Origin of the sequence: Streptomyces sp. NPDC099050, assembly GCF_044759865.1 — a bacterium.
Lineage (GTDB): Bacteria > Actinomycetota > Actinomycetes > Streptomycetales > Streptomycetaceae > Streptomyces.
The window spans coordinates 107,613-118,797 of record NZ_JBIWAE010000026.1 but is presented as its reverse complement, the minus strand read 5'-3'; the positions used below and the strand labels follow the sequence as shown (position 1 = coordinate 118,797).

Here is an 11,185-nt window from a genome sequence, read left to right as displayed (position 1 = left end):
TTTTGGCGTTGATTTTTGGCACGCTGTTGAGTTCTCAAGGAACGGACGCTTCCTTTGTACTCACCCTCGCGGGTTTTCCTCCGGGCTTTCGTTCTGTTCTGTTCTTGCGTTTCAGACTCTATCAGAGTCTGTCTCGCTTGTTTTCCGCCTTCAAGGTCATCCGCTTTCGCGTTTTCCCTTTCCGGCGATTCCGACTCTATCAGAAGATTTCCACCGGATTTCCCGGCTTCGCTTTCCTGAATGAAGGGCTGGATGTGCCCGCTTGGAATTCAATTCCTGGGGGGCGAGAAAGACTTTAAACCATCGCTGCCGAACTTGTCCAGTTCGAGGCAACCGTTCGAATCTACCTCCCCGCAGGCACCGTGTCAACAGTGTTTGCGGGACGACGAGGAGACTAGCAGCTCAGCAGGCCCGCACGCACATCAGGCCGCGGTGGGGAGCGTCGCCGTCTGGTCGGCCTGTTCCACGTCGCCCGTTTCGCCGGCTCGGGCCGCGCGGCCGCCCAGGACGTAGACGTAGACCAGGAAGGCTGCCTCGGCGGCCACGCCGATGCCGATGCGGGCCCAGGTGGGCAGGCCGGAGGGGGTGACGAAGCCTTCGATCAGGCCCGAGAGGAAGAGCACCGCCGCCAGGCCGATGGCCATGCCGAGGGCGGCGCGGCCCTGTTCGGCCAGGGCCACGCGGCGGGTGCGGTGACCGGGGTCGATGACCGTCCAGCCCAGGCGCAGGCCCGTACCGGCGGCGACGAAGACGGCCGTCAGCTCGAGCAGGCCGTGCGGGAGGATCAGGCCGAGGAAGACGTCGAGGCGGTCGGCCGAGGACATCAGGCCGATGCCGACGCCCAGGTTCAGCATGTTCTGCCACAGGATGTACAGGACCGGCAGGCCCAGGAATCCGCCCAGGACCAGGCAGATCGCGGCCGCCTGGGCGTTGTTCGTCCAGACCTGGGCCGCGAAGGAGGCCGCGGGGTGGCTGGAGTAGTACGCCTCGTACCCGCCGCCCGGCTTCGTCATCGCCTTCAGGTCCTCCGGAGCGCCGATCGCGTTCTGGATCTCCGGGTGGGTGGCTATCCACCAGCCGACGAGCACGCCCACGGCCGTGGAGATCAGAGCCGTGGGTATCCACCAGCGGCGGCTGAGGTAGACGGCCGCCGGGAAGCCCGAAGTGAAGAAGCGGGCCGCGTCGCGCCAGCCGGACCGGCGGGTGCCCGTCACCGTGGCGCGGGCGCGGGCGACGAGCTGGGTCAGGCGGCCCGTGAGCATCGGGTCGGGGGTGCTGGACTGGACGAGGGAGAGGTGGGTGGCCGTGCGCTGGTAGAGCGCGACGAGCTCGTCGGCCTCGGCTCCCGTGAGGCGGCGGCCCCGGCCCAGGAGCTGCTCCAGGCGGGCCCACTCGGCCCGGTGGGCCGCAACGAAGACGTCGAGATCCATGTGGTTGGCGCTCCCCTGCCCCTGGTCCCTGCCGGTTTCTCCTACTGCTTGCTTCGCCAGCTTGGCAGACTGGAGGCCGATGGGGCGGGGCAGGTCACGTGAAGGGTGTGCGTCGGTGAGCGATCTGGTGACGGGGGACGCGGTCGTCCTGGGGCTACGGCCGGCGAGGCTGCCGAGCCGGGCGCTGGCGATCCTGCTCGACCTGCTCGTGTACGTCGCCGGGTACCTGCTCATTTCCCTCGGGCTCGTACTTGCCACCGCCTCGATGGACGGGGCGGCCCGGGCGGCCGTGTCGGTGGCCTCGTTCGTCCTCGTCCTGGTCGGCGTTCCGATCGCGGTGGAGACCCTGAGCCACGGGCGCTCGCTGGGCAAGCTCGCGTGCGGGCTGCGCGTGGTGCGAGACGACGGCGGGCCGATCCGGTTCCGGCACGCGCTGGTGCGCGGGGCCTTCGGGGTCTTCGAACTGCTGCTGACCTTCGGGGCCGTGGCGTGCATCGCCTCGCTGTTCTCCGAGCGGGGCCGACGGCTCGGTGACGTGTTCGCGGGGACGCTGGTCATCCGGGAGCGGGTGCCGGGGGCGCGGGTGATGCCGGTGCCCGCGCCGCCCCCGTGGCTGGCCGGACGGTTCGGCGGGCTGGACCTGTCCGCGGTGCCCGACGGGCTGTGGCTGGCGATCCGGCAGTACCTGACGCGCATGAACCAGCTGGATCCGCAGGTGGGCGCCTCGATGGCGGCCCGGCTCGCGGACGATCTCGTGGCGCGTACGGGGGCTCCGCCGCCGGTCGGGGTGCCGGCCGCCGCGTTCCTGATGGCCGTGGTGCACGAGCGGCAGGCGCGGGACGCCGCGCGGGCCTTCCGGCAGCAGCCGGCTCCCGGGGCGGCTCCCGTTCCGTACGGGCAGCCCGCGCCCGTGGTGATGCCGGCCGTGGTGGCGCCGGCGGTGGTGCCCGTCGCCGCTCCTGTGGCGCCGGTGGCGGCCGTACCCGTACCCGTGCCCGTGGAGCCGCCCAGGGCGACCGGGTTCGCTCCGCCCGCCTAGCTATGCGGGGAAGGCCGACGGCGGGGTCTCCAGGTGTTCGAGTTCGATGCCGGGGGCCGAGAGGACCACGTCGCCGGCGATGTGGACCGTGTGGACCTCCCCGGTGTCCAGGGCGGTGACCCGGTACTCGTCCACCAGGAGCGGGCCGCTGTCCGTGGGGTGTTCGGCGCGGTGCAGGAGGGCCCAGGCCTGGTCGGTCGTACGGGCCGCCAGGACGGGGTCGGTCAGGGCCACCAGGCGGACGCGGGTGGCGGGGGCGCCGGGGACCAGGCGCAGCAGCCGGGCCGTGGCGACGAGGAAGGCCGGGGAGGTGCCGGTGAAGCCGGCGGCCCCGGGGACGTTGCCCTCGGTGGCTTCGGCTCCGGCGGGGTCGGTGCGGACCCAGGTGATCCCGTCGATGGCGGCGCCGCGGACCTGCCAACTGGAGGCGTTGACCTCCAGGCGGATGGGGCGGCCCAGTTCGTCGACGGCCAGGTCGACGGAGCCGCGGTGCGCGCCGTCGGGCGCCGTGAACTGGGAGACGTAGCGCCAGCCGGAGGGGCCCGGGGCGCAGTGGAAGTGTTCCTCGCCGAGGGGGGTGTGGTCGTGCGGGTCGTGCAGCGCGTAGCGGCCTCGGGGCATGGGGCGTCTTCCTGGGTTCGGGCGGGTACGGGGCAGGCCCCCGGCACGGATGCCGGGGGCCTGACCTGACGCGTGGTGTTGCCTGGTGCCGCTGATCCGTGGGGATCAGTAGCGGTAGTGGTCCGGCTTGTACGGGCCCGCGACGTCCACGCCGATGTACGCGGCCTGCTCCGGGCGCAGCGTGGTCAGGCGGACGCCGAGCGCGGCGAGGTGCAGGCGGGCCACCTTCTCGTCGAGGTGCTTGGGGAGCACGTAGACGTTGGTGGGGTACTCGGCCGGCTTCGTGAAGAGCTCGATCTGGGCCAGGGTCTGGTCCGCGAAGGAGTTCGACATGACGAAGGACGGGTGACCGGTGGCGTTGCCCAGGTTCAGCAGGCGGCCTTCGGACAGGAGGATGAGGACCTTGCCGTCGGGGAACTTCCAGGTGTGGACCTGGGGCTTGACCTCGTCCTTGACGATGCCCTCGATCTTCGCGAGGCCGGCCATGTCGATCTCGTTGTCGAAGTGGCCGATGTTGCCCACGATGGCCTGGTGCTTCATCTTGGCCATGTCGGCGGCCATGATGATGTCCTTGTTGCCCGTGGTCGTGATGAAGATGTCGGCGGTCTCGACGACGTCGTCCAGCGTCGCGACCTGGTAGCCGTCCATGGCCGCCTGGAGGGCGCAGATCGGGTCGATCTCGGTGACGATGACGCGCGCGCCCTGGCCGCGCAGCGATTCGGCGCAGCCCTTGCCGACGTCGCCGTAGCCGAAGACCACGGCGGTCTTGCCGCCGATGAGGACGTCGGTGGCGCGGTTGATGCCGTCGATGAGGGAGTGGCGGCAGCCGTACTTGTTGTCGAACTTCGACTTGGTGACGGCGTCGTTCACGTTGATCGCCGGGAAGAGCAGGGTGCCTTCGGCCATCATCTCGTAGAGGCGGTGGACGCCGGTGGTGGTCTCCTCGGTGACGCCGCGGATCTCGGACGCGAGCTGCGTCCACTTCTGCGGGGACTCGCCCAGGGTGCGGTTGAGCAGGGTCAGGATGTTCGCGTACTCCTCGGAGTCCGCCGTCGACGGGTCCGGAGCGGCGCCGGCCTTCTCGAACTCGACGCCCTTGTGGACGAGGAGGGTGGCGTCGCCACCGTCGTCGAGGATCATGTTCGGGCCGCCGGTGGGGGTGTTCGGCCAGGTCAGCGCCTGCTCCGTGCACCACCAGTACTCTTCCAGCGTCTCGCCCTTCCAGGCGAAGACGGGGACGCCCTGCGGGTTCTCCGGGGTGCCGTTCGGGCCCACCGCGATGGCGGCGGCCGCGTGGTCCTGGGTGGAGAAGATGTTGCAGGAGGCCCAGCGGACGTCGGCGCCGAGGGCGACGAGGGTCTCGATGAGGACGGCCGTCTGCACGGTCATGTGCAGGGAGCCGGTGACGCGGGCTCCGGCGAGCGGCTGGGTGGCCGCGTACTCCCGGCGGATCGACATGAGGCCGGGCATCTCGTGCTCGGCGAGGGTGATCTCCTTGCGTCCGAAGACGGCGAGGGAGAGGTCCGCGACCTTGAAGTCGGTGAAAGCGGCAGTCATGTGGGTGCTGCTCCTCGTGCTGTAGAGAGGTGGGTACGGCTGAGCCGTACACCGTCGTCAAGACGGCGCACATGGCGCTCAGTCCGTCGGGGGTCCTCTCTCCCCTCGGCCGGTCCGAAGACCGCCCGACCGCCATCAGCAGCGACGCCTGACACTGATGACGAATCTACACCGATCGGCGGAGCGCGGCCCAGGCGACTTGAGGCCGTGGTGGGCCGGTCTTGGCCTGAGTTCAGGGCTTCCGGCGGAGATTTAGGGGCCTTTCGGACTTTTGATCAAGGCCTTACATGAACGAGGATGCCGTTGGGTCGGGTTGTACGCGCGATCCCGCAGGACAACGCATGTGTCGTGAGGAGATTCCAGTGACCAGTCCGGCAGGCCCTCCCGAAGGCGGGGACGCGAGCGGGCGCAAGCCCGTGAAGATCGTCGCCGTCACCGCGTGCCCCACCGGTATCGCGCACACGTACATGGCCGCGGAGAAGCTCCAGCAGGCCGGCGACCGGCTCGGCGTCTCGATCAAGGTGGAGACGCAGGGCTCGATCGGGGCCGAGAACGTGCTCTCTGACAACGATGTCAGAGAGGCGGACGCCGTCATCATCGCCGCCGACAAGGAGGTCGACCTCGACCGGTTCGCCGGCAAGCGGGTCCTGTCCACGGGCGTCGCGGACGGCATCCACAAGCCGGAGGAGCTGATCCAGCGCGCGCAGAGCGCGCCGGTGCAGTCCGGGACCGCGGCGGCGGGTGGCGGTGGTGGCGGTGGCGCCGGCGGCGGTGGCCACCAGCGCAGTCAGGCGTACAAGGCGCTGATGAACGGCGTCTCCCACATGATCCCGTTCGTGGTCGTGGGCGGTCTGCTGCTGGCCATCTCCCTGTCCCTCGGCGGGCACGCGGACGCCAAGGGCGGGCTGGTCATTCCCGACGGGACCTTCTGGTTCTACGTCAACAAGCTCGGCGTGACCGGCTTCTCGCTCATGCTGCCGATCTTCTCCGGCTACATCGCCTACGCGCTGGGCGACCGGCCGGCGCTCGTACCCGGCATGATCGGCGGTTTCCTCGCCGCGGACGCCGTGAACATCTACGGGGCCGATGCGAACGCCGGCTTCCTGGGTGCCATCGCGACGGGCTTCCTCGCGGGCTATCTGGTCGTGTGGATCAAGAAGGTCAAGGTCCCCAAGGTCATCCAGCCGATCATGCCGATCATCGTGATCCCGATCGTGTCGACCGTGGCCCTGGGCCTGTTCTACATCTACGTGATCGGCAAGCCGATCTCCTGGCTCTTCACCAGTCTGACCAGCTGGCTGAACGGGATGACCGGCTCCAGCGCGATCGTGCTGGGCGCCCTGATCGGCCTGATGATCGCCTTCGACATGGGCGGACCGGTCAACAAGACCGCCTTCCTCGTCGCGGTCGGCCTCATCGGCACCAACAACCACGTCATGGGCATGGCCGCCGCGGCCATCCCCGTCATGCCGCTCGGCCAGGGCCTGGCCACGCTCCTGCGCCGCAAGCTGTACAGCGACGAGGAGAAGGAGACCGGCCTCGCCGCCCTGTTCATGGGCTTCTTCGGCATCTCCGAGGGAGCGATCCCCTTCGCCGCCGCCAGGCCCGCGCAGGTCATTCCCGCGAACATGCTCGGTGGCGCGGTGGCCGGCGCGATCGCCGGTGTGGCCGGGGTCCAGGACTCGGTGCCGCACGGCGGTCCGATCGTCTCGCTGTTCGGTGCCATCAGCGGTGTCGCGATGTTCCTCGTGGCGATCGCGGCCGGTGCGGTCGTGACCGCGCTGACCACGAACGCGCTGATCGAGTTCAAGCTGCGCCGGGAGGCCGCGGCCGACGGCAGGGCCGCGGTCCTCGCGCCGGAGCCCGCCCTGGTCGGTGCGGGCGCCCCCGTGGCCGTCGGCGGCGGTGCGGGCGCCGCCGCGGGTGCGGGAGCGGCCGGGACGGCCGTACGGGCACAGCAGCCCGCCGGCGCGGCTCCGGTGGCCGCCGGCGGACCGCCCGAGGTGCTCTCCGGGTACCTCACCGAGCAGACCGTGAAGACGGAGCTGTCCTCGGACGCCAAGGAGGCGGCGATCCGCGAGATGGCCGAGATGCTGGCCACGACCGGCAACGTCACCGACGTGGACGAGCTCGTACGGGTCGCCCTGGCCCGGGAGGCCCAGGGCACGACCGGCCTCGGCGAGTCCATCGCCATCCCGCACGCCAAGACGGACGCGGTGACCCGCCCGACGGTGGGCTTCGCCCGGTCCGACGAGGGCATCGAGTGGGGCGCGCTGGACGGGACGAAGGCCAGGCTGGTCTTCATGATCTCCGTACCGGAGGCCGCGGCCGGGGACGAGCACCTGCGGATCCTGGCGCTGCTGTCGCGCAAGCTGATGGACACCGGCTTCCGGGAGCGGCTGCAGGCCGCCCCCGGCAAGGCCGAGATCCTGGACGTGCTGCGCGAGATCCAGTAGCCGCGCCGACTTCTGGCGGTGGCCGGCGGTCGGCTGACCCCGGCACCGGAAAGCGACGGGGCCCCCGCTTCCGCGGGGGCCCCGTCGCGTCGTGGCCGGTCAGTGGCCGGTCAGTGGCCGTCGCCGCCGGGCGACTTGCCCGGGTTGGTGCCCTTCGACGCGGCCTCGGCGTTGAAGATGTCCGGCTCCAGGTAAATCACCCGCGCGATCGGGACGGCCGCGCGGATGCGGGCCTCGGCGGCGTTGATGGCGTTGGCCACCTCGGTCGCGGTGTCGTCGCTCTGAACGGAGATCTTCGCGGCGACCAGGAGCTCCTCGGGGCCCAGGTGCAGGGTGCGCATGTGGATGACGCCGGTGACCACGTCGCCGTCGACGACGGCGGCCTTGATCTTCTCGACGTCCTCGGTGCCGGCCGCCTCGCCCAGCAGCAGGGACTTGGTCTCGGCGGCGAGCACGATGGCGATGCCGATCAGCAGGACGCCGATGCACAGGGTGCCGATGCCGTCCCAGACGCCGTTGCCGGTGATCAGGGCGATGCTGACGCCCGCGAGGGCGAGGACGAGGCCGATGAGGGCGCCGAGGTCTTCGAGGAGGACCACGGGCAGCTCGGGGGCCTTGGCGCGCTTGATGAACTGGCCCCAGGTGAGGCTGCCGCGGATCGCGTTCGACTCCCTGATCGCGGTGCGGAAGGAGAAGGACTCCGCGATGATCGCGAACACGAGGACGCCGACCGGCCAGTACCAGTGCGAGATCGCGTGCGGCTCGTGGATCTTCTCGTAGCCCTCGTAGATGGCGAACATGCCACCGACGGTGAACAGCACGATGGAGACGAGGAAGGCATAGATGTAGCGCTCGCGCCCGTACCCGAAGGGGTGTTCCGGAGTCGCCTCGCGCTTGGCCTTCTTGCCGCCCAGCAGGAGCAGGCCCTGGTTGCCGGAGTCCGCCAGCGAGTGGACGCTTTCCGCGAGCATCGACGACGAGCCACTGAAGACGAAGGCCACGAACTTGGCTACCGCGATGGCCAGATTGGCGGCGAGTGCCGCCACGATCGCCTTGGTACCGCCCGACGCGCTCATGGTTGCTATGTGTCCCTTCCTCGGTGCGGCGCCCCGGGCCGGGACGCCGCGCTACGGCCGCAGATTCTCACAGCCACCGAGAGGGACGGTACGTCAGACCACCACGGTGGCACGGAAGACGGTGCCGGTTCCGGATAGTTCGACCTTTTCGCCCGCCGGTACGAAGACCGATTCGCCGGGGGCCAGGGCCAGTTCGCCGGACTTCGCGGAACTCGCCTTCGGGGAGCCCGCCGTGCACAGCAGGATCTGCGCGGTGGCGTCGGGGACCGCCCGGGGGGCGCCGCCGGGGGCCAGGACGAAGCGGGAGAGCCGGAACTCGTCGATGGGGGTCTCGTAGACCTCTTCGCCGTTGCCCTCCGGGCGCAGGATGCCGGGGTCGCCGGGCTCGAAGACGACGATCTTCAGCAGTTCCGGCACGTCGACGTGCTTGGGGGTGAGCCCGCAGCGCAGGACGTTGTCGGAGTTGGCCATGAGCTCGACGCCGAGGCCGTCGAGGTAGGCGTGCGGAATGCCGGCGCCGAGGAACATGGCTTCGCCGGGCTGGAGTTGCACGTGGTTGAGGAGCATCGCGCCGATGACGCCCGGGTCGCCCGGGTAGTGGTGGGCGAGCCCGGCGTACGGGGCGTACGGGCCTCTGAGCCGCTCGGCGGCGGCCGCGGCCTCGGTGACCGTACGGGCCATCTCGGCGCGGTCGGCGGTCAGGACGGCGGTGAGAACCTCGCGCAGGGCCGCCTCTTCGGGGTGTGCCCGCAGGAGGTCGGCGTAGGGCTTCAGGGAGTTGACGCCGAGACCCTCCAGCAGGGCGGCGGCCTCCAGCGGCGGGCGGAACCCGGACAGGCCCTCGAAGGGGGTGAGGGCGCAGACCAGCTCGGGCTTGTGGTTGGCGTCCTTGTAGTTGCGGTGCGGTGCGTCGATCGGGACGCCGCGCCGCTCCTCGTCCTCGAACCCGGCCTTCGCCTGGGCGAGATCGGGGTGGACCTGGAGGGAGAGCGGGGCGCCGGCGGCGAGGAGCTTGAGGAGGAAGGGGAGCCCGGGGCCGAACTTTCGGACGGCCTCGGCTCCCAGTTCGCCTTCGGGGTCGGCCGCGATGACGTCCGAGAGGGCGCGCTCGCCCGCTCCGCGGTCGAGGCGGGAGGGGGCGCCCGGGTGGGCGCCCATCCACATCTCGGCCTGGGGTTCGCCGGTGGGCGCGACTCCGAGGAGCCCGGGAATCGCGGTGGTCGATCCCCAGGCGTAGGGGCGGATCGTGTTCGTGAGGCGGTCCATCGGTCGTCTTCCTGGGTGAGAGGCGCGCTCGCGTGCGCCTCAGCTGTGTCCCCCGGAGGCCAACGCCAGGTAGGCGGTGGCGAAATCCGTGACGGCGAGGAGTTCGGCGAGCTGTTCCAGCTCGGTGCCCTCCTCCGGTTCGAGCTCGCTGATGGCCGTGTCGTGGCTGAGGGCGAGCTCGCGTGCGGCAGGGGCGGCTGTCAGTCCGCCTGCGGGCCTGTCGCGCAGCAGGACGATGCGTGCGCGAAGGGCCTGCGGTTCTTCCACTCGGTCGCGGAAGAAGTCGTCGGGGTCGGCGCCGGCGGCGAAACCGCCGGAGAGCAGGACCCCGTGGGCCGGGAGTGCCTCGGGAAGGTCGGCGGCCAGTGCGGGCCGGCCGGCGAGTTCGGCGAGGGTGGCGGCGAAGCGGCGCCCGGCGGGTCCGGCGGCGGCGCCCTCGCTCCAGATGAGCGGGAGGGAGTCGGCGAGCTCGGAGGCGAGGGTCTTGGCCGGGTTGGAGTAGGTGGCGATGGCGGGGCCGCAGCGTTCGGCCGTGCGGTCGAGCCGGTCGGCTACGAGCTGCAGGGTCTGCGGGGCGGCGGTGATCAGGCCGACCCGGTCGAGGAGCACCAGCAGCGGGGTCAGCAGGGCCCAGAGGGCGCCGGGGCCGGCCGCGGCCGACTCGTCGTACTCCTGGTACGGGGCCTTGGCCATCGGTACGAGGAGCCCGTGCGCGCCGTCCACCGCTTCGCTCAGCGGCGAGCGCTCGGGGGCGACTGCGACGACGGTGCAGCCGCGCCGGTAGGCCTGCTCGGAGAGGACCGCGAGACCCGGCTCGGTTCCGTCGGTGGTGGCGATGAGCAGCAGGTCGACGGGGCCGGCCCAGCCGGGCAGGGTCCAGCGCAGGGCCCCGGCGGCGTGCGCGACGCCGGTCGGGTGCAGCCGGATCACGGGCGCGGAGGCTCCGGCGAGCGCGCCGAGCAGATCGGCGACCCCGGTGGCGGCGGTACCCGGCCCGGCGATGAGGACCGCGCGGGGGCGGCCGTCGGGGCGCAGGTCGGCGAGACCGGCCTCGGCGGCGTGCCGGGCCGCGGTGCGTACCCGTGCGCCCGCGTCGGCGGCGCCGCGGAGCAGGCCGCGGCGGTCGGCGCGGGCGAGATCGTCAGGTGCGTCGAGGAGTGACTCGTCGAGCATGGCGGCCTCCGGCTCATTCTGTGACGTGTCCAGCGGGGACGGAACCTGTGTGGGACGGAACCAGTCTCAGCGTTTGCGCGGGGTGGCGGTAGGAGGCTCAGGCGGGGCGGCGCGCCTCGTCGACGAGGAGAACCGGGATGCCGTCGCGGACCGGGTAGGCGAGACCGCAGTCCTGGCCTCCGGTGCAGATCAGCTCGGGGGTCTGCTCGTCGGCCGACTTGTCCTCCAGGGGCGAGTGGCAGGCGGGGCAGGCGAGGATCTCCAGGAGGCCGGCTTCGAGCGGCATGTGCGGTTCCCTTCGGGGGTGTGGATCGGGCCTGGTCAGCCTACCGCCCGGTCACCTGCGGTGCGGGGTGGAGGAAGACCTTCGGTGAGGGGTCGACGGCGGTACGGCGGGTACGTGGCGCGGCGGCGCTGCCGGGGCTCCGCCCCGGACCCCGCGCCTCAAACGCCGGCGGGGCTGATCTTTGGCAGCCGGGGCCTGGACGTGCGGGCGGCCCGCGTGGGCGCGAAGCGCACAGCCCGGACGTGCGCGAAGCGCACGCGCGGCGCCGGACATGGGCGGAC

General features: G+C 71.3%; 10 protein-coding genes. 3 read left to right on the top strand and 7 right to left on the bottom strand.

Translation table 11 applies throughout. The features are described from left to right. Positions 1-299, top strand: a 299-nt coding sequence (locus tag ACIQV3_RS33520; protein WP_403719069.1) for a hypothetical protein, incomplete at its 5' end; no start/stop codon positions are given. 123 nt (positions 300-422) lie between these two features. On the opposite strand, the gene ACIQV3_RS33515 is transcribed toward ACIQV3_RS33520, so the two are convergent. Further along, entirely contained in the window at positions 423-1,430 is a 1,008-nt protein-coding gene (locus tag ACIQV3_RS33515; protein ID WP_403719066.1) for a stage II sporulation protein M, read from the bottom strand. Between the two features lie 115 nt (positions 1,431-1,545). Between ACIQV3_RS33515 and ACIQV3_RS33510 the strand changes: the two genes are divergently transcribed. Next, the gene (locus tag ACIQV3_RS33510) at positions 1,546-2,469 is read left to right on the top strand and encodes an RDD family protein (protein WP_403719064.1); all 924 of its coding nucleotides are present in this window, start codon (positions 1,546-1,548) and stop codon (positions 2,467-2,469) included. Here ACIQV3_RS33510 and ACIQV3_RS33505 read toward each other — a convergent pair whose 3' ends face one another. Then, positions 2,470-3,090: a hypothetical protein gene (locus tag ACIQV3_RS33505; RefSeq protein ID WP_403719061.1), complete on the bottom strand. Its 621-nt coding sequence runs from the start codon at positions 3,088-3,090 to the stop codon at positions 2,470-2,472. A gap of 105 nt (positions 3,091-3,195) precedes the next feature. Continuing rightward, on the bottom strand, positions 3,196-4,647 hold the full coding sequence (ahcY, locus tag ACIQV3_RS33500) for an adenosylhomocysteinase (RefSeq protein ID WP_403719059.1): 1,452 nt from the start codon (positions 4,645-4,647) through the stop codon (positions 3,196-3,198). A 362-nt stretch (positions 4,648-5,009) separates the two neighbouring features. Here ahcY and ACIQV3_RS33495 point away from each other — a divergent pair, with 362 nt between their 5' ends. Next, positions 5,010-7,103, top strand: a complete 2,094-nt coding sequence (locus tag ACIQV3_RS33495; protein ID WP_403719056.1) for a fructose-specific PTS transporter subunit EIIC — start codon at positions 5,010-5,012, stop codon at positions 7,101-7,103. 110 nt (positions 7,104-7,213) lie between these two features. On the opposite strand, the gene ACIQV3_RS33490 is transcribed toward ACIQV3_RS33495, so the two are convergent. From ACIQV3_RS33490 to ACIQV3_RS33475, 4 genes are all read right to left on the bottom strand, one after another. Then, entirely contained in the window at positions 7,214-8,179 is a 966-nt protein-coding gene (locus ACIQV3_RS33490) for a cation diffusion facilitator family transporter (protein WP_403719054.1), read from the bottom strand. Between the two features lie 93 nt (positions 8,180-8,272). After that, positions 8,273-9,445 (bottom strand): mannose-6-phosphate isomerase, class I, encoded by a 1,173-nt coding sequence (manA, locus tag ACIQV3_RS33485; RefSeq protein WP_403719053.1) that lies wholly within the window; start codon positions 9,443-9,445, stop codon positions 8,273-8,275. 39 nt (positions 9,446-9,484) lie between these two features. Then, positions 9,485-10,618, bottom strand: a complete 1,134-nt coding sequence (locus ACIQV3_RS33480) for an SIS domain-containing protein (protein WP_403719051.1) — start codon at positions 10,616-10,618, stop codon at positions 9,485-9,487. Between the two features lie 97 nt (positions 10,619-10,715). Then, entirely contained in the window at positions 10,716-10,904 is a 189-nt protein-coding gene (locus tag ACIQV3_RS33475; RefSeq protein ID WP_385381495.1) for a Trm112 family protein, read from the bottom strand. Positions 10,905-11,185: the final 281 nt, after the last annotated feature.

Coding starts and splice junctions, on each gene's coding strand:
- ACIQV3_RS33515 (WP_403719066.1), bottom strand. CDS start 1,430: ATGGATCTCGACGTCTTCGTTGCGGCCCACCGGGCCGAGTGGGCCCGC.
- ACIQV3_RS33505 (WP_403719061.1), bottom strand. CDS start 3,090: ATGCCCCGAGGCCGCTACGCGCTGCACGACCCGCACGACCACACCCCC.
- ahcY (WP_403719059.1), bottom strand. CDS start 4,647: ATGACTGCCGCTTTCACCGACTTCAAGGTCGCGGACCTCTCCCTCGCC.
- ACIQV3_RS33490 (WP_403719054.1), bottom strand. CDS start 8,179: ATGAGCGCGTCGGGCGGTACCAAGGCGATCGTGGCGGCACTCGCCGCC.
- manA (WP_403719053.1), bottom strand. CDS start 9,445: ATGGACCGCCTCACGAACACGATCCGCCCCTACGCCTGGGGATCGACC.
- ACIQV3_RS33480 (WP_403719051.1), bottom strand. CDS start 10,618: ATGCTCGACGAGTCACTCCTCGACGCACCTGACGATCTCGCCCGCGCC.
- ACIQV3_RS33475 (WP_385381495.1), bottom strand. CDS start 10,904: ATGCCGCTCGAAGCCGGCCTCCTGGAGATCCTCGCCTGCCCCGCCTGC.